Raw genomic sequence first — 18,045 nt, 5'->3', positions numbered from 1 at the left:
CGCAGATGCCGCCCTATCGTTCACGCACAACCACACATGGCCGTAATATGGCAGGAGCCCGCGGGCTCTGGCGCGCGACCGGCATGAAGGACGAGGATTTCGGCAAGCCGATTATTGCGGTGGTCAACTCTTTCACACAGTTCGTTCCAGGCCATGTTCATTTGAAAGATCTGGGCCAACTCGTCGCGCGCGAGATCGAAAGTGCGGGCGGCGTCGCCAAGGAATTCAATACGATCGCTGTCGATGATGGTATCGCGATGGGTCATGACGGCATGCTCTATTCGCTCCCCAGCCGCGAGATCATCGCCGATAGCGTCGAGTATATGGTCAATGCCCACTGCGCCGACGCGATGGTCTGCATCTCCAATTGCGACAAGATAACCCCCGGAATGCTGATGGCGGCACTGCGCCTGAATATCCCGGTCGTGTTCGTTTCCGGCGGACCAATGGAAGCTGGCAAGGTTATCTGGGATGACAAGGAAAAGAAGCTCGATCTGGTCGATGCCATGGTTGCTGCTGCCGATGACCGCATCTCCGATGAGGAGGTCAAGGCAATCGAGCGCTCCGCCTGCCCGACCTGCGGCTCCTGCTCCGGCATGTTCACGGCAAATTCGATGAATTGCCTGACCGAGGCGCTTGGCCTTTCATTGCCGGGCAACGGCTCGACACTGGCAACCCATGCGGATCGGCGCCGTCTCTTCGTCGAGGCTGGGCACCTCGTTGTGGATCTCGCTCGCCGCTATTACGAACAAGATGACGAGACTGCCCTGCCACGCTCCATCGCATCGTTTGCCGCATTCGAAAACGCCATGACGCTGGATATCGCCATGGGCGGGTCAACGAATACGGTTCTGCATCTGCTTGCTGCCGCGCATGAAGGCGAGATCGATTTCACCATGGCGGATATCGACCGCCTGTCGCGCCGCGTTCCGGTTCTTTGCAAGGTAGCGCCCGCGGTAGCCAATGTTCACATGGAAGACGTCCATCACGCCGGCGGTGTCATGGGCATTCTGGGTGAACTCGACCGGGCCGGACTGCTCGACACATCGGTTTACTCGGTGCATGCGGCCAATCTCGGTGCGGCACTCGATCGCTGGGATGTCGTTCGCAGCAAGAACAAATCCGTTCATGATTTCTTCATGGCCGCGCCGGGCGGTGTGCCAACGCAGGTCGCCTTCAGCCAGGAGCGCCGCTTCGCCGATGTCGATCTCGACCGTGAAAAGGGCGTCATCCGCAACTTGGAACACGCCTATTCGAAGGATGGCGGGCTCGCGGTGCTTTATGGCAACCTCGCCGAGGATGGCTGTATCGTCAAAACGGCAGGCGTGGACGATTCAATCCTCAAGTTTTCCGGCCCCGCCCGCATATTCGAGAGCCAGGACAGCGCTGTGCTCGGTATCCTGAATGGCGGCGTCAAACCCGGCGATATCGTGCTGATCCGCTACGAGGGCCCGCGTGGCGGACCGGGAATGCAGGAAATGCTCTATCCCACCAGTTATCTGAAATCGAAAGGCTTGGGCAAGGCTTGTGCCCTTGTGACGGACGGGCGCTTTTCGGGCGGATCGTCGGGCCTTTCCATCGGTCACGTCTCGCCGGAAGCAGCCGAAGGCGGGCTGATCGCGCTCGTTCACGAGGGTGATATCATCGATATTGATATCCCCAATCGCAAGATCCATCTAGCCGTGGATGATGCTGTCATTGCCGATCGTCGTGCCCATATGGAAGCCAAGGGTACGGCCGCGTGGAAGCCGGAAGAAAAGCGCAAGCGCAAGATCACCACTGCACTGCGGGCATATGGTGCAATGGCGACCAGTGCCGCACGTGGCGCTGTCCGGCAGATCCCGGATCATTGGGAATAGTCAAACGGGTTCCCAATCTCCCCCTGTGTGGGGGAGATAAGACCGCACCACTTACTTCGCGGCATCCGTGATTTTCGTCGTCCAGGCACCTTCTGGCTTTTTGGTGATGACCGGATCAGAACCACCGCCGAGCAATGTCTCGACCGTGCGCTCCGCCGCCGCTACATCGAGCACGCCGTCGGAACCTTCCGTCAGCTTGTTGATCTCGGCGACCATGCGTTTCTGGTGCTTTTCCGTCTGGGCGCCACTGGCGTCATTGTCGAGCACAATGGTCGCGGCTTCGTCCGGATTGGCGCGTGCGTAGTCCCAGCCTTTCATCGAAGCCTTGACGAACTTCGCGAGCTTTTCGACCATTTTCGGATCGTCCAGGCTCTTCTGCAGGACGTAGAGACCATCCTCCAGCGTCGCGACCTTCTCGTCCTCATACTTGAACGTCACAAGCTGATCCGCCGGGATCCCGGCGTCGATCACCTGCCAATATTCATTGTAGGTCATGGTGGAAATGCAATCGGCCTGCTTTTGGATCAGCGGATCGACATTGAAGCCCTGCTTCAGAACCGTCACGCCGTCTGGTCCGCCATCGGTCTTGAGGCCAAGGTGGTTCATCCACGACAGAAATGGATATTCATTGCCACCGAACCACACGCCGAGCGTCTTGCCTTTGAAGTCTTCCGGCTTGGTGATGCCGGTCTCCTTGCGGCAGGTCAGCATCATGCCCGAACGTTTGAACGGCTGCGCGATGTTGACGAGCGGCAAGCCCTTTTCGCGTGTCGCCAACGCCGAAGGCATCCAGTCAACCACAACATCAGCGCCACCGCCTGCAATCACCTGTGGCGGAGCAACGTCGGGGCCGCCCGGCTTGATCTCCACATCCAGCCCGGCTTCCTCGTAGAAGCCCTTGTCCTTTGCCACGTAATAGCCGGCAAACTGGCCCTGCGTGACCCATTTCAGCTGGAGTACCAGCTTGTCCGCGGCAAGCGCCGAACCGGCCATCAAAGTCATGGCGGCCAGCCCCAGCGAAAATGCGATTTTGTTTTTCATGCTTTAGTTCTCCTCTGTTCTTGTTTTTTAGGTTCGATAGGAAGGATGCCAGAAGGTGACGACCCTTTCGATGAGTGTGATCAGCCCATAGGATAGCGACCCCGCGAGGGCTGCAACAAATATTTCGGCCCAGACCATATCGACGTTCATACGGCCAACTTCCGCCGAGATGCGAAATCCCATGCCGACGATAGGCGAGCCGAAGAATTCGGCGACGATCGCACCTATCAACGCCAGCGTCGAATTGATCTTCAGGGCATTGAAGATGAACGGCATGGCTGCAGGCAGGCGTAGCTTGAACAAGGTCTGCGTGTAGCTCGAACCATAGGTACGCATGAGATCGCGCTCCATGGCACCGGACGCGGCAAGACCTGCGACGGTGTTCACCAGCATCGGGAAAAACGTCATGATGACGACCACAGCCGCCTTCGATTGCCAGTACGATCCGAACCACATGACCATGATCGGCGCTATGCCAACGACGGGAAGCGCCGCCACGAGATTGCCGACCGGCAACAGACCCTTGCGCAGGAAGGGCACGCGGTCGACGACAATGGCCGCGAGAAAACCGGATCCGCAACCGATCACATAGCCGGCGATGGCAGCCTTCAAGAAAGTTTGCTGGAAGTCTGCCCAGAGAGTTGGCACCGATCCGGCGATCCGCGCTGCAATCATGGAAGGCGGTGGCAGCAGGATTGCCGGCACGCCAAAGCCCCGAACGACGATCTCCCAGAGGATGAGCAACCACGCGCCGAACAAAACCGGCAGAGCGAGGTTGACCATTCGTTGCAGACCGACGGATTTCGGTCGGAGCGCAGCCAGCCTTTGTACGGCGAGCCACGCCAACAACCAGGCGGCGACCACCATACACCAATAGCCCATCGCGGGAGCCGCCATCGCAAAGGAGCCAAGCAAGCCGATCAGAAAGATCGCCGCCAAGTGAACCAGTATTAGCAGGGCGATCAGCGAGCTGTTCGAAGCAGAAGCGAAAAGCGCCAAGGCGGATGCCGCGAACAACAAGGCAGGCGTTGCAAAGAAAAAGAATCCGGGGGCGTCGGCGCCCGTCGGCAGCACCAGCGACGCTGCTGCCAGCAGGAAAGCGACAATCGCGAGCGGCGAACGCTTCATGCCCGCGCACCCATGCGCCGGTTGACGAATGTAGCGATCAGGCCGATCAGGCTGACGAGAACCGCCGCCATCAGTGCCGCCACAATCAGCGCCGCCCAGATCTGGACAGTCTGGCCGTAGTAGGACCCAGCAAGCAAACGCGCGCCAATGCCAGCCACTGCGCCAGTCGGCAATTCCCCGACAATGGCGCCGACGAGGCTGATGGCAACAGCGATCTTCATCGACGTGAATAGATATGGCATCGAGGCCGGCCAGCGCAGCTTCCAGAACACCTGAGCTTTTGATGCATTATAGGTGCGCATCAGATCGAGATACATGATCTCGGGCGACCGCAGGCCCTTAACCATGCCGACGGCAACCGGAAAGAATGACAGGTACGTGGAGATCATCGCCTTGGGCAGTAGTCCGGTAATGTTTACTGCGTTGAGCACAACGATGATCATCGGCGCGATTGCGAGAATCGGCACGGTTTGTGACGTGATGATCCACGGCATCAGGCTTTTGTCGAGCGTGCGCGAATGGACAATGGCAATCGCGAGAAGAATCCCGAGAAGCGTTCCTAGGCCAAAGCCAAGCAGCGTCGATGAAAGCGTCACCCAGCCATGGTAGACGAGGCTGCGCTTGGATGTGGGGCTGATGTCGAAGACAGTCTTGCGGATTTCCGCCGCCACCTGATGCGGCGCCGGCAGGACCGGACGTTCCTGCGCCATGGTGTTCTCGATCAGCTGACCAGTCGAAATCGTCGTGTTTGCTCGCGCTGCCTGATCGCGTTCGAAAGGTGCATTGAGAATGACAGTGAATGCATACCACACTGCGAGAATGCCAATCAGCACTGTTCCCACTGGTAGGACGCTGTTGCGGACGAAGTTCATGGCGTCGTCTCCGGGCCGACCGGCTGCCAACGATAGAGGATGTCGGGGAGTTTCTCCTCGTTATCGCCCTCGGTACGGCGTATTTCCTTGAACCCCTCGCGCTCATAGAAGGCCTGAGCATCGCGGTTTGCGACGAATGCCCATAGTTCAACCGGACCGCCAGCCTCTTTCTTCGCATGATCGAGGAGCGCTTTACCGACGCCTGTACGACGTTCGCTTGCGCGTACATAGAGCGCACTGACAGTGTTGTCCGGGGCCAGCGCAACCATTCCAGCAACGTGATTGTCATTCTCGGCCACAAAGACCTGGAACCTCGAGAAGACAGTATCGCGATAAAACTCTGCGACATCTTCCTTCGGGTGAACGCGCGGCATCCATTTCGTCGCATCGATCCACGCGTTGACGATTTCCGCGCATTCGGACATGTCGCGCAGTTTGGCGGCACGAATGATCATCATGTGCCTCGCTGTCGCGTCATAGATGCGCCTGGTCGTAGGAATGGCCGTGGCGCAGACCTTCGCGAACGCGATGGGCAATTTCGAGGAACTCTGGCGATTCACGAATGTCGAGCGTACGTTCCGAGCCGAGATTGCAGTCGATAACCTCGTGAATGCGTCCTGGACGCGGGCTCATTACAACGATCTTCGTGGACAGGAATACAGCCTCAGGAATGGAGTGCGTAACGAAGACCACGGTCTTCTGCGTCTTCGCCCAAAGCTTCAACAACTCCTCGTTGAGATGATCGCGGACGATCTCATCCAGCGCTCCAAAGGGCTCGTCCATCAGAAGCAGGTGAGGATCAAACGAGAGCGCGCGAGCGATGGAGGCACGCTGCTGCATGCCGCCAGACAATTGCCATGGAAACTTCTTCTCAAAGCCTGAAAGATTGACCAGTTCCAGATTCCTGGCGATACTGTCCTTCCGCTCCGCCTTGGGAATGCCCATTACCTCAAGCGGCAAGGAAATATTGCCGGCGATCGTCCGCCACGGGTAAAGCGCTGCCGCCTGGAATACATAGCCGTATGCGCGCTTCTGCCGTGCCTCGGAAGGCGTCATGCCGTTGACGGAAATCGAGCCGGATGTCGGCTGCTCCAGATCGGCGATCACACGCAGCAGAGTGGTCTTGCCGCAGCCGGACGGGCCGATGAATGAAACAAATTCACCGCCATCAACAGAGAGATTGATATTCGACAAGGCGTTGACCGGCCCATCATTGGTTTCGAAAACCAGTGAAAGATCTTTGACGTCGATCACGTTTTTGGCCGCTTGTGGCATTGGCTTCGCCTTGGGTCGGAGCGTGACAACGGACATGGGTCTATACACCTGCCGGAATGTTTTTCGGATCGCGCTCCACTTTACGCGGAGCCGTCAATTCCTTCCAAGTGGAAAGTGCGCGGTTTTGAGATGGGTTAGCTTCTCGTTCAACGAAACGTCCGCTGCCAGTCGGCGCCAGTACTTCGCCGTCCTTGTAGGCGATGTTTCCGCGCGAAAGTGTCATGCGCGGGAGGCCGGTAACTTCAATGCCTTCGAAGACATTATAATCAATGGCTGATTTCTGCGTCTTTGCCGAGATGACCTTTTTTGCTTTGGGATCCCATATGACAATGTCCGCATCCGAGCCCGGGAGGATCGCGCCCTTGCGGGGATAGATGTTGAGTATTTGCGCAATATTCGTCGATGTTGCAGCAACAAACTCGTTCGGCGTCAGCCGCCCCGTAAGCACGCCTTTCGTCCACAGCACGGGCATGCGGTCTTCGAGCCCGCCCGTTCCGTTGGGAATCTTGGTGAAATCGCCGACACCGAAGCGCTTCTGCTCGGTCGTGAAAGCGCAGTGGTCCGTGGCGACGACCTGCAGGCTGCCGGAAGCCAGGCCAGCCCATAAACCGTTCTGATTGATCTTGTCCCGGAACGGCGGTGACATGACGCGACGCGCGGCATAATCCCAGTCTTGGTGTTTGTACTCGTTCTCGTCCAGAACCAGATGCTGAATCAGCGGCTCGCCGTAGACGCGCATCCCCTTGGCACGGGCGCGGCGAATGGCTTCATGCGATTGCTCGCAGGATACATGCACGATGTAGAGCGGCACTCCCGCTTGATCAGCGATCATGATCGCGCGGTTGGCAGCCTCGCCCTCGACTTCCGGCGGGCGCGAATAAGCGTGCGCCTCCGGTCCGTTGTTGCCTTCTGCCAGCAGCTTCTGCTGCAGGTGGGCGACGACGTCGCCATTCTCGGCATGAACGAGCGGCATGGCACCGATCTCGCCACAGCGCAGGAACGAGGCGAACATCTCGTCATCGTCCACCATCAGCGCACCCTTGTAGGCCATGAAGTGCTTGAAGGTGTTGATGCCGCGCTCGACCACTTTCGGCATCTCGTCGAAAACCTGCTTGTTCCAGCTGGTTATGGCCATGTGGAAAGAATAGTCAGTGCGTGCCTTGCCCGCTTTCTGGAACCAGTCTTGCAAGGCGACCAGCAAACCATCTGACCCCGGAAGAACGAAATCGACAACCATCGTTGTTCCGCCCGCCAGAGCCGCTGCAGTGCCTGTATCGAAATCGTCGGTGGAGTGCGTTCCCATGAAGGGCATTTCGAGATGGGTATGCGGATCGATGCCGCCCGGCATCAGGTAGCAGCCCGTCGCATCGATAATCTCGTCGCCGGAAAGATCCGCTCCAATGGCAGCGATGATCTCACCGTCGATCAGCACATCCGCTTTGTACGTGCGGTCGGCGGCAATGATCGTACCGCCCTTGATCACTTTCGTAGCCATGTGTCCGTTCCCCTTTTTGGTCTTTTTCGAACATGTCGCTGTCTGTTTGGGCTATCGGTCAGGCTTGGATCTCCGCCTTCTCCAGAACCGCATGCAAGAGGACATCGGTGCCGGCAGCAGCCCATTCCTTTGAAATATCTTCGTCCTCATTGTGGCTGAGTCCATCTACACACGGACACATCACCATCGACGTCGGAGCGACACGGTTGATCCAGCAGGCATCGTGCCCCGCGCCGGAGACGATATTGCGGTGGCTGTAACCAAGCCGCTCTGCAGCATTGCGTACCGCGGTCACGCAACCTTCATCGAAGGTCACCGGATCGAAATGACCGGCCTCTTCGATCAGTATCTCCAGACCGAGCTCCTTGGCGATTTTCGGCGCCTTATCCTCAATCTCCTTCTTCATGGCGGTCAGAGTCGAAAGATCAGGAGAGCGTATATCAACCGTGAAAACCACCCTGCCGGGAATGACATTGCGGGAGTTCGGATAGACATCGACATGGCCGATTGCGCCGACGGCACTCGGCTGATGGGCCATCGCGACAGCGTGGACGAGTTCGGTGATACGGGCCATACCAAGCCCGGCGTTCTTGCGCATCGGCATCGGCGTCGAGCCCGTATGGCTTTCCTTGCCAGTCAGTGTGATCTGCAGCCACCACAGTCCCTGCCCGTGGGTGACCACGCCGATATCCTTGCCCTCGGCTTCGAGGATCGGGCCTTGCTCGATATGCAGTTCGAACAGCGCGTGCATCTTGCGCGCACCTACCTTTTCATCGCCCTTCCAGCCGATACGCTCAAGCTCGTCACCGAACTTCTTGCCCTTGGCATCTTCGCGATTGTACGCCCACTCCTGGTCATGAATACCCGCGAAGACACCCGAAGCCAGCATGGCCGGAGCAAAACGCGTGCCCTCCTCATTGGTCCAGTTGACGACGACTATCGGATGCTTGGTCTTGATATTGAGATCGTTGAGCGTGCGGATCAGTTCGAGCCCGCCAAGCACACCAAGCACGCCGTCATACTTTCCGCCCGTCGGCTGGGTATCAAGGTGACTGCCGACATAGACCGGCAGCGCATCGGGATCGGTCCCCTCGCGGGTAAAGAACATGCTGCCCATGGTATCGACGCCCATGGAAAGGCCTGCCTTCTCGCACCAGGACTGGAACAGGCGGCGGCCTTCGCCGTCTTCATCCGTCAAGGTCTGGCGGTTATTTCCACCGCGCAAGCCCGGTCCGATCTTGGCCATCTCCATCAGGCTGTCCCAAAGACGGTCGCCGTTGATACGGAGATTTCCTGTCAACGCCATGTTCAGAGTCCTCAATCGAGATTTTTCAAAACGTCGGCCAGCGTGTCGAAGAGGTGCTCGATCTGCCCCTTGCTGATGATCAGCGGCGGGGAAAGCGCGATAATATCGCCAGTGGTGCGAATCAGCACGCCCTTTTCATAAGCCTTGAGGAACGCCTGGAAAGCCCGCTTCGTTGGAGCACCTTCGATCGGCTCAAGCTCGATGGCGCCGATCAGTCCGAGGTTTCGGATGTCGATGACATGCGGCAAGCCCTTCAGCGCATGCAGCGCATCCTCCCAGTAACTTGACAGCTCGGAGGCGCGGGTCAGAAGGCCTTCTTCTTCATATGTGTCGAGCGTTGCCAGCGCCGCCGCACAGGCGACGGGATGGCCGGAATAGGTATAGCCGTGGAAAAGCTCGATCATGTTTTCCGCGCCGGTCATGAAGGTTTCGTAAATCTGCTTCGATGCGAATACCGCGCCCATCGGGATGACGCCGCTGGTGATGCCTTTTGCCGTGGTGACAAGATCTGGAACGACCCCAAAATAATCGACCGCAAACGGCGTACCGAGACGGCCAAATCCGGTGATGACTTCATCGAAAATCAACAGGATATCGTGCTTGGTGCAGATCTCGCGCAGGCGCTTCAAATAGCCCTTCGGCGGGATGAGGACACCGGTCGATCCGGCTACCGGCTCAACAATAACCGCCGCGATGTTGGAAGCGTCGTGCAGCGCGACCACCTTTTCCAGGTCATCGGCAAACTCGGCGCCATATTCCGGTTCGCCGCGCGTATAGGCATTGCGCGCCAAATCGTGGGTGTGGCGGATATGATCGATGCCGCCGAGGGCATTGCCGAACGCTTTGCGATTGCCGGAAATGCCGCCAACTGAAATGCCGCCGAAGCCGACGCCATGATAACCGCGCTCGCGGCCGATCAGCTTGACCTTGGTGCCATTGCCCTTGGCGCGATGGTATGCCAGCGCAATCTTCAACGCCGTATCGACCGACTCCGAGCCGGAATTGGTGAAGAACACATGATCGAGCGGCGATGGCAGCATTGCAGCGAGGCGGGCGGCGAGCTCAAATGCCTTGGGGTGGCCCATCTGAAACGCAGGAGCATAATCAAGCTCGGCGACCTGCTTCTGCACGGCCTCGACAATCTTCGGCCGGCCATGACCGGCATTGCAGCACCAGAGGCCAGCAGTGCCGTCGAGCACCTCGCGGCCGTCATGGGATTTATAGTGCATATCCTTGGCACTAACCAGAAGTCGAGGATTTTCCTTGAACTGGCGGTTTGCCGTAAATGGCATCCAGAACGCGTCAAGGTTATTGGTCCCGTATGCCGCTTTAGACATTGTGAAGCCTCCGAAGAGCGGATGTTACCGCTTGTTTTGTGTTCCCGAATGATTGAACTTGCAGCACAATCAAAAACTTGACTACTTGGTCAAAATGCAGGCTAGAAGAGCATAGGAAGACGGTCAAGCGCTTTATAAGTCTTTAGAGCAGTTCCAGGATGCGACGAAAAGGCCCGTCCGGACAAATAATAAAGGGACGCTAAGCATGGCGAGGGCGGAGAGCAAAAAACTGAAGGAAGCGCCGGAAAAGACGACGCGGATTCAGGAAATCAACCGCCGCCTCATCCTCGACGCGGCACTCGACGTCTTCTCGACGTATGGCTTCCGCGGCACAACGATCGACCAGATCGCCGAGCGAGCCGGCATGTCGAAGCCGAACCTGCTCTATTATTTCCCGCGCAAGCAGAACATCTATGTCACGCTGCTCGAAGAGACATTGACGGAATGGCTGGCCCCGCTTGCCGAGATCGATGCGGAGGGCGATCCGATCGAGCAATTGCGCAAATACATCACCCTGAAGATCAACATGTCCGAGACCCATCCGGAAGCGTCGCGGTTGTTTGCCAATGAGGTTCTGCACGGCGCACCGGCCATCAGCGATTTTCTCACCAAGTATCTGAAACCGCTGGTTGACGAGAAAGCCGGTGTGATCCGTCGCTGGGTGGGCGAAGGCAAACTCGCGCCAGTCGATCCCTATCACCTCATCTTCATGATATGGGCAACCACGCAGCACTATGCGGATTTCGACGTGCAGGTTCGCGCGATCATGGGCAGTCAGGTCGGCCGCCCAGGCTTTAAGGAACAGACAGCACAAGCGGTACTGAGCATTATTCTAAACGGAATCAGGCCGCGAAATTAGCTCGACGAGCACAGAACGGTTATGAAGGCGCACCCACCCTTGGCATTTGCAGTCAAGCTGGGCTAAACGTTCACATGCTCCACGCACGGAACGAAAATTTGAGGCGTATATGGCCGATCAAGGTCAAAAAAATCGACCAGATCCGGATAAATTGCTGCAACTTGCCGCTCGCGAGACGCGCGGTAAACTGACTGTATTTCTGGGCGCTGCCCCCGGTGTGGGCAAGACCTATGCGATGCTGCTTCGAGCCCGCCGCCTGAAGGAGGATGGCGCGGACATCGTCATCGGCCTCGCCGAGACCCACGGCCGGGTCGAGACGGCAGAACTGCTCGATGGACTGGAAGGTATTCCGCGCAAGCAGGTCAACTATCGCGGCAAGGTACTGGAAGAATTTGATATTGACGCTGCGATTGTCCGCAAGCCTAAAATTATCATCGTGGACGAGCTCGCTCACACCAATGTTCCCGGCAGCAGGCATCCGAAACGCTATCAGGATATCGAGGAACTGCTTTGGCAGGGCATCGATGTCTGGACGGCAATGAATGTCCAGCATCTGGAGAGCCTGTCCGATGTCGTCACCAGCATTACCGGTGTGACTGTTCGGGAGATCGTGCCGGATATTGTCCTGAAGCGGGCTGACGATGTCCTGCTTGTCGACCTGCCGCCGGCAGAACTGATCGCACGCCTGAAGGAGGGCAAGGTCTATCTGCCCGGCAATGCCGAGCGCGCGGCATTGGGTTTCTTCAAACCCGCTAATCTGACGGCGCTCCGCGAACTGGCGCTCAGGCGCACAGCGGATCGCGTCGACGACCAGATGATTGATCTGTTGCGGCAGAACGCAATCGAAGGGCCGTGGGCGACAGGCGAACGGCTGCTTGTCTGTGTTGGTCCCGACAGCCTCTCCGAAAAGGTAGTGCGCACGGCCAGCCGCCTTGCGTCGGGATTGAATGCCCGCTGGCTGGTGGTCTCGCTGACCCAGACCAACGACGCTGGTGGCGAGACCAGCCAACGCCTCGACAAGCTTCTAGACTTGGCGGAACGGCTCGGTGCGGAAACGCGGCGGGTGATCGCGCAGGATTTTGTCGAAGAAATTTTCCGCATCGCCCGGCGCGAAAACGTCACGCAGATCGTTGTGGGTCGCCCGAAGTCAGCGCGGTTCGCCAATCCTTTCCGGCGTTCGCTGCCCGACGAGATCATCAAGCGTTTCACCGATATTGGCGTGCATATCGTCACTGGCGAGGAACAGGGCACACCTTACGTGCCGCCGTCGATGCGCAAGCGTACCCGGCTCGAACTTGCCAAGGCAATCGCGCTGCCCGTTGCAGCGACGGGTGTGACCACACTGCTTGGTCTCGCCGCCAGCGATATCGTTCACGCTCAAAATCTGTCGATGCTGTTCCTTGTCGCCGTTATCCTCTCGGCAATGATTTGCGGGCGGCTTTCGGCGGTGATAGCGGCCGGCCTCGCCTTCGTTTTCTATAACTTTTTCTTCCTTGAACCGCTGCATGATTTGAGCATCGCAAAACCGCACCAACTGTTCTCGCTGATCATCTTTCTCGGCGTTGCCTTGATGATTGGGGATCTTGCCGGTCGCTTGCGCGACCAGGTCGCCCGATCGCGCAACCAAGCGAAGAATACACAGGCTCTCTATGAATTTTCGCGTAAGCTTTCGGGCACGGCACGGCTCGATGATGTTCTGATCTCCACCGCCACGCATCTACATTCGACCTTTGGAACCGGTATTGTCATCCTGATGCCTTATGACGGGGAGCTTTCGCTGCAGACCGCATGGCCGCCAGACCTGACACTGGATGGCACGGATATGACGGCAGTTCGCTGGGCCTACGAAAAGAACGAGCGCGCGGGTTCCGATACGGCAACGCTGCCGCAGATCGGATGGCAGTTTCTGCCCATTCTCACTTCAAATGGCGTGGCGGGCGTCTTGGGCCTGTCCACGCAGCATCGCGCGGCTCTGAGTGAGAACGACGACCGCATGCTCACCGCGATTCTCGATCAGACTGCTATCGCCATCGATCGCGCGCAGCTCGTACGGGAAAATGCCAAAACGACTGCATTGCAGGAGAGCGATAAGCTGCACACGGCACTGTTCTCATCGCTTTCCCATGATCTGAAAACTCCGCTTGCCTCGATTACCGGCGCGGTTACGACGCTGCGGCAGTTGGGGAGCCGCATCAAAGCCGATACGCGTGACGACCTCTTGCTTTCCATCGAGGAAGAAGCCGGGCGATTGAACCGCTTCGTGGCCAATCTGTTCGATATGACGCGGATTGAAGCTGGAACGCTCAAGGCCAACAATCTTCCCGTCGATGCGGCCGAAATTATCTTGTCTTCCATTGAGCGCACCAAAAAGCTCAAACCCGGCATTGCCATCGACACTAGCATCGCTTCGGACTTGCCGATGGTGAACGGCGACGCTTCTCTGCTTGGCCAGACTCTGTTCAACCTTTTGGACAATGCAACGAAATATGCGGGGGATGGTCCGATCGCCGTCTATGCAAAGCAGGATGGTCCGGAAGTTGCCATCAGTATCACGGATCAGGGAAGGGGCATCCCACCCAAGGATCTCGACAAGATCTTCGACAAGTTCTACCGGCGCGTCAAAGGCGACGGCCGTGCGCCGGGGACGGGGCTGGGCCTTTCCATCTCTCGCGGTTTTATTGAGTCCATGGGCGGTACGATCAGGGCGGAAAGCCCGGCCATTCGCAAGCGCGGAACGCGGTTCATCATCCGGCTTCCTGTCGCCAATCCTGACGAGACGATGACATGAACCAGCATCGTATTCTGGTTGTCGATGACGAGCCGCAGATCCAGCGTTTTCTAAATCCTGCCCTCACTGCATCGGGCTACGAGGTGATCCTGGCTTCTACCGGCGCCGAGGCCGAGCGGCTGGCTGCGACCAGTGCGCCGGATCTGATCATCCTCGACCTTGGCCTTCCCGACAAGGACGGCAAGGAAGTAATCGAGACCGTACGCGCATTTTCCGAAGTGCCGATCATCGTTCTGTCGGCCCGTGACCGCGAGGCCGAAAAGATCGCGTCCCTCGACCTCGGCGCCAATGATTATGTGGAGAAGCCCTTCGGCATCGGCGAGCTGCTGGCGCGCATACGCACCGCGCTGCGCCAGCAAGTGGCCGGCACGAGCGTTCCTTCACGGTTCGAAGCCAATGGACTTGTCGTTGACATGGTCAAGCGGATTGTCAGCCGCAACGGCGAGGAAGTGCATCTGACCCGCAAAGAATACCAACTGCTCGTGCATCTGGTATTACATGCGGGCATGGTGGTCACGCACCGTCAGCTCCTCGCCTCGGTCTGGGGCGCTGCACATGTGCACGATCTGCAATATCTGCGCGTCTTCGTTGGCCAGTTGCGTGCCAAGATAGAAGACGATGCCAACAACCCGCAGTTCATCCGCACCGAAGCCGGCGTTGGCTATCGGTTCATCGCGGAGTGAAATGAGTTGCTCTATCCCTGCGTCGAATTGTACGCACCACCGTCGAGCAACAAGTTCTGGCCGACGATAAAACCGGAATACTGGCTGCACAGGAAAGCCGCGGCGGCACCAAATTCCTCGGCCGTTCCATATCGTCCGGCAGGATTTTCCGCATAGGCTTCGGCCCGTGCCTCCTCGATAGGAATGCCCTTGGCCTGCGCCGTGCGCTCCAGAAAGCCCTTTGTCCGATCCGTATCATGCGATCCGGGAAGAATATTGTTGATGATCACGCCATGCTTGGCCACTTGCCGCGCAGTGCCGGCAACGAAACCGGTCAGGCCATTGCGAGCGGCGTTGGAAAGCCCAAGCGAGGAGATTGGAGATTTCACCGAGCCCGACGTGATATTGAGCACGCGGCCCCATTTCCGCTCGATCATGCCGGGCAAGATCGCGTTCATCAAAAGGATCGGCGTCAGCATATTGTTGTTGATCGCCTTCAGCCATTCCTCTTCGCCCCATTCGGACCAATTGCCCGCTGGCGGACCACCTGCATTGTTGACGAGGATATCCGGTTGGGGCTCGGCCTTCAGCAGCGCTTTGCGCCCGGCTTCCGTCGTCACGTCCTCGGCAACGATCTGAACCTTGACGCCGTACTTGTCCGCAATCTCATTGGCCGTGGCGCGCAATGTAGCCTCGGTGCGCGCATTCAGCGTCAGGTCGACGCCAGCCTCGGCCAGTTTTTCCGCAACGCCGCGGCCAAGTCCCTTTGAACTTGCGCAGACGATGGCGCGCTTGCCTTTGATACCCAGATCCATGATGTCCTCGCCGGTTGTTCCCGTATCATCCCTTATCGACAATTCCAGCATGTTTTGACAAGCTCGACCTCAAACAAATCGGATTAGGGAACCGCAAGCCATGACGACATTCGGTGCAACTATTCTATGGACGCGGCCGGAAGGCGCTGCTTTCACCGACAACAAATATAGCCGGGCGCATATCTGGCTGTTTGATGGCGGTGCAGAGGTGCCGGCTTCGTCTTCGCCGCATATTGTCCGCCTGCCCTATTCCACGGCGGAGAATGTCGATCCCGAAGAGGCTTTCGTCGCGTCACTGTCGAGCTGCCACATGCTGTTTTTTCTCAGCGGCGCCGCCAGGAAGGGATTTGTCATTGACGAGTACCGCGATGCCGCGGAAGGCGAACTCGCAAAAAACAATCAGGGAAGGCTCTATGTCAGCCGCGTTACGCTGAAACCGCATGTAACCTATGCGGGTGCTGCGCCCGATGCGGAGACTGAGCAACACCTGCACCACGAAGCGCACGAGCAATGTTTCATTGCCAATTCCGTGCTCACCCATATCGACGTTCAGCCTGTCTGAACTCACAGGAGGAAGTATCATGTCTGAACTCAAGATCGGCGATGCGATCAACACTAGCTGCCCTTGGTCGGGCGATCCGATCAAGGCGGATAGCTTGACGCTTTACAACGGCGCAGTCGTTGGATTCTGCAACACGGGCTGCCGTGACAAGTTCGAAAAAGCGATCAATCATTTCGAGGCGGCGCTCCGGCGCCGAGGTTACGAAAGCGTCTAAAACTAAAAAATTCCATTGACAATTTTCCTTGATCGCAATACTTAAGCACATGCTTAACCAACAAGCACCACTCGATCTCATGTTCCAGGCGCTGGCGGATCCCTCGCGCCGCACCATGGTTGAACGGCTGAGCCGTGGACCCGCCTCGGTCAGCGAACTCGCCAAGCCGTTTGCCATGTCGCTGCCTGCGGTGGTTCAGCATCTACAGGTGCTGGAGGCAAGCGGACTTATCCGCTCGGAAAAGATCGGGCGCGTTCGCACCTGCCATATCGAATGGGCAGCTCTGCAAACCGCGGAAGAATGGATGCTGGAACGGCGCAAGACCTGGGAACATCGCCTCGACAGACTGGGTGATTTTCTCGCTGATCAGGAAAAAGGATAGATCAATGACAAAACGATCCGTGACACACGACACCTTCGTCCTCGAACGCAGCTATTCGGCCTCTCCAGCGCGCGTATTTTTTGCGCTCAGCGACAAGCAGGCAAAGGCCAAATGGTTTGGCGATCCCGATGAATGGGGCCAGGGCAAATATGAAATGGATTTCCGTGTTGGCGGGCGAGAGATCAGCAGCGGCGGTCCAAAGGGCGGGCCGGTGCACACCTACGTAGCCGTCTACCAGGACATCGTGCCGGATGAGCGCATCATATACACCTATGACATGCACCTCGATGACAAACGCATCTCGGTGTCACTTGCGACGATGGAATTGCGCCCCGAAGGGACGGGTACGAGACTGATTCTCACCGAACAAGGTGCCTATCTCGACGGCTTCGATGACCCGTCCGTGCGCAGGCAAGGCATGGAAGAACTCCTGGAGGCATTGGGCAGATCCCTGGAAAACACAGGCGTCAACGCGTGATCCAAGATATCAAGGCGCTTCGCCCGATCCAGTGACCACGGTCTCGGCCGGCACCTTGATCTTGCCCTGACGCTTCAGCTGCTGTTCGCGGAAGAAGATGAACAAGCCCGACACGATGATGAAGCCCGAACCGACCAGCATCGATACACGCGGCACATCTCCGAATACCAGCCAGCCAAAGACGATCGCCCAGAAAAGCATCGTGTATTGCAGCGGCGCGACGGTCGCAGCATCGGCAACCTTCAGCGCCCGGTTTACCAGTACGTGCGCGAGCATGGCGACAACCCCGAGCAATGCCAGCAGAACGAGGTCACGCAAACTCACGGGCGTCCACTCGAAGCTGACAGCGACCAGGCCCGCAAGCCCGGCGCCGACGATCTGCCAGAAGACCAGCGTCGTGTCCGGGGTGCCGCGAAGTGAACGTCCGAGCAGCAGCATGAATGCAAAGAACATGCTGCCAAGAATGGAGATGATCGCCTGCGGGGTCAGCGCCTGTGACGAGGGCTCGAGCGCAATCACAACGCCGACAAAGCCGACGATGATGGCGGTCCAGCGTCTCCAGCCCACGGGTTCCTTCAACACAAAGGGGGAGATGGCCGCCACATAGATCGGCGCAGCCAGCCAATAGGTCATGACATCAGCGAGCGGCAGATAGACAACGGCGAAATAGAAGGCGAAGACTTCGGCTGTCGAAAGGACAACGCGAACGACCTGCAGCCAGGGTCGTTCGACCTGCACGATCTTTGCCGGTCCGTTGAACCAAAGAAATGGCGCAAGCACGATGAGTGCTGCGATGCTGCGGATGAAAACCACCTGGCCGACGGAATAGGTCGATACGAGCCATTTGCCCATGACGTCATTGAGCGAGAACATCAACATACCGAGGAGCATAAGCAGGACGCCGCTGCGTGCTGCCGAGGATATGGACGCGCTGGAAAAGGGCGCCGGGGCGGTAGTCATGGGCCGTTTCCT

General features: G+C 58.0%; 18 protein-coding genes. 8 read left to right on the top strand and 10 right to left on the bottom strand.

What is annotated here, in order from left to right; all coding sequences use genetic code 11:
* Positions 1-5: 5 nt before the first annotated feature.
* Positions 6-1,859: a dihydroxy-acid dehydratase gene (gene ilvD / locus PHA01_RS10585; RefSeq protein WP_271895181.1), complete on the top strand. Its 1,854-nt coding sequence runs from the start codon at positions 6-8 to the stop codon at positions 1,857-1,859.
* Between the two features lie 51 nt (positions 1,860-1,910).
* On the opposite strand, the gene PHA01_RS10580 is transcribed toward ilvD, so the two are convergent.
* Genes PHA01_RS10580 through aptA form a run of 8 tightly spaced genes read right to left on the bottom strand, consistent with a single transcriptional unit; the run spans position 1,911 to position 10,313 of the window.
* Entirely contained in the window at positions 1,911-2,900 is a 990-nt protein-coding gene (locus PHA01_RS10580; protein ID WP_271895178.1) for an ABC transporter substrate-binding protein, read from the bottom strand.
* A 27-nt stretch (positions 2,901-2,927) separates the two neighbouring features.
* A complete protein-coding gene (locus tag PHA01_RS10575) occupies positions 2,928-4,028 on the bottom strand; it encodes an ABC transporter permease (protein WP_271895175.1) in 1,101 nt (366 codons plus the stop codon).
* Positions 4,025-4,900 (bottom strand): ABC transporter permease, encoded by an 876-nt coding sequence (locus PHA01_RS10570; RefSeq protein WP_271895172.1) that lies wholly within the window; start codon positions 4,898-4,900, stop codon positions 4,025-4,027. The genes PHA01_RS10575 and PHA01_RS10570 overlap by 4 nt, the downstream gene beginning before the upstream one ends.
* Positions 4,897-5,358, bottom strand: a complete 462-nt coding sequence (locus PHA01_RS10565; protein ID WP_271895170.1) for a GNAT family N-acetyltransferase — start codon at positions 5,356-5,358, stop codon at positions 4,897-4,899. The genes PHA01_RS10570 and PHA01_RS10565 overlap by 4 nt, the downstream gene beginning before the upstream one ends.
* A 16-nt stretch (positions 5,359-5,374) precedes the next feature.
* The gene (locus PHA01_RS10560) at positions 5,375-6,211 is read right to left on the bottom strand and encodes an ABC transporter ATP-binding protein (protein WP_271895168.1); all 837 of its coding nucleotides are present in this window, start codon (positions 6,209-6,211) and stop codon (positions 5,375-5,377) included.
* A 4-nt stretch (positions 6,212-6,215) separates the two neighbouring features.
* On the bottom strand, positions 6,216-7,670 hold the full coding sequence (hydA, locus tag PHA01_RS10555; protein WP_271895166.1) for a dihydropyrimidinase: 1,455 nt from the start codon (positions 7,668-7,670) through the stop codon (positions 6,216-6,218).
* Positions 7,671-7,728: 58 nt separating this feature from the next.
* Positions 7,729-8,976, bottom strand: coding sequence for a Zn-dependent hydrolase (locus tag PHA01_RS10550; RefSeq protein ID WP_271895164.1), 1,248 nt, complete (start codon positions 8,974-8,976; stop codon positions 7,729-7,731).
* A gap of 11 nt (positions 8,977-8,987) precedes the next feature.
* On the bottom strand, positions 8,988-10,313 hold the full coding sequence (aptA, locus tag PHA01_RS10545; protein ID WP_271895162.1) for an omega-aminotransferase AptA: 1,326 nt from the start codon (positions 10,311-10,313) through the stop codon (positions 8,988-8,990).
* A gap of 205 nt (positions 10,314-10,518) precedes the next feature.
* Here aptA and rutR point away from each other — a divergent pair, with 205 nt between their 5' ends.
* The 3 genes from rutR to PHA01_RS10530 all read left to right on the top strand — a co-directional run bounded on the left by rutR (position 10,519) and on the right by PHA01_RS10530 (position 14,643).
* Positions 10,519-11,172, top strand: coding sequence for an HTH-type transcriptional regulator RutR (gene rutR / locus PHA01_RS10540; protein ID WP_271895159.1), 654 nt, complete (start codon positions 10,519-10,521; stop codon positions 11,170-11,172).
* 109 nt (positions 11,173-11,281) lie between these two features.
* Positions 11,282-13,960 carry a sensor histidine kinase gene (locus tag PHA01_RS10535; protein WP_271895157.1) on the top strand — a complete coding sequence of 893 codons (2,679 nt, stop codon included), beginning with the start codon at positions 11,282-11,284 and terminating at the stop codon, positions 13,958-13,960.
* Positions 13,957-14,643 (top strand): response regulator, encoded by a 687-nt coding sequence (locus PHA01_RS10530; protein ID WP_224511238.1) that lies wholly within the window; start codon positions 13,957-13,959, stop codon positions 14,641-14,643. The genes PHA01_RS10535 and PHA01_RS10530 overlap by 4 nt, the downstream gene beginning before the upstream one ends.
* A gap of 11 nt (positions 14,644-14,654) precedes the next feature.
* On the opposite strand, the gene PHA01_RS10525 is transcribed toward PHA01_RS10530, so the two are convergent.
* Positions 14,655-15,437 carry an SDR family oxidoreductase gene (locus PHA01_RS10525; protein ID WP_271895153.1) on the bottom strand — a complete coding sequence of 261 codons (783 nt, stop codon included), beginning with the start codon at positions 15,435-15,437 and terminating at the stop codon, positions 14,655-14,657.
* A 100-nt stretch (positions 15,438-15,537) separates the two neighbouring features.
* Between PHA01_RS10525 and PHA01_RS10520 the strand changes: the two genes are divergently transcribed.
* The 4 genes from PHA01_RS10520 to PHA01_RS10505 are packed head-to-tail and all read left to right on the top strand — an operon-like array spanning position 15,538 to position 17,073.
* Positions 15,538-15,999, top strand: a complete 462-nt coding sequence (locus PHA01_RS10520; RefSeq protein WP_271895151.1) for an OsmC family protein — start codon at positions 15,538-15,540, stop codon at positions 15,997-15,999.
* Positions 16,000-16,018: 19 nt separating this feature from the next.
* Positions 16,019-16,213 carry an eL24 family ribosomal protein gene (locus PHA01_RS10515; protein ID WP_271895149.1) on the top strand — a complete coding sequence of 65 codons (195 nt, stop codon included), beginning with the start codon at positions 16,019-16,021 and terminating at the stop codon, positions 16,211-16,213.
* 49 nt (positions 16,214-16,262) lie between these two features.
* Complete coding sequence (locus PHA01_RS10510) at positions 16,263-16,595, top strand: ArsR/SmtB family transcription factor (RefSeq protein ID WP_271895146.1); 333 nt, start codon at positions 16,263-16,265, stop codon at positions 16,593-16,595.
* A 4-nt stretch (positions 16,596-16,599) separates the two neighbouring features.
* The gene (locus PHA01_RS10505; RefSeq protein ID WP_271895144.1) at positions 16,600-17,073 is read left to right on the top strand and encodes an SRPBCC family protein; all 474 of its coding nucleotides are present in this window, start codon (positions 16,600-16,602) and stop codon (positions 17,071-17,073) included.
* A gap of 9 nt (positions 17,074-17,082) precedes the next feature.
* On the opposite strand, the gene PHA01_RS10500 is transcribed toward PHA01_RS10505, so the two are convergent.
* Positions 17,083-18,033 carry a DMT family transporter gene (locus tag PHA01_RS10500; protein ID WP_271895142.1) on the bottom strand — a complete coding sequence of 317 codons (951 nt, stop codon included), beginning with the start codon at positions 18,031-18,033 and terminating at the stop codon, positions 17,083-17,085.
* Between the last annotated feature and the right edge of the window lie 12 nt (positions 18,034-18,045).

The organism is Candidatus Phyllobacterium onerii (genome assembly GCF_028331445.1).
In the GTDB taxonomy this organism is placed as follows: domain Bacteria; phylum Pseudomonadota; class Alphaproteobacteria; order Rhizobiales; family Rhizobiaceae; genus Phyllobacterium; species Phyllobacterium onerii.
Note: the sequence above shows the minus strand (reverse complement) of the source record. Positions and strands in the feature narration are given on the sequence as shown.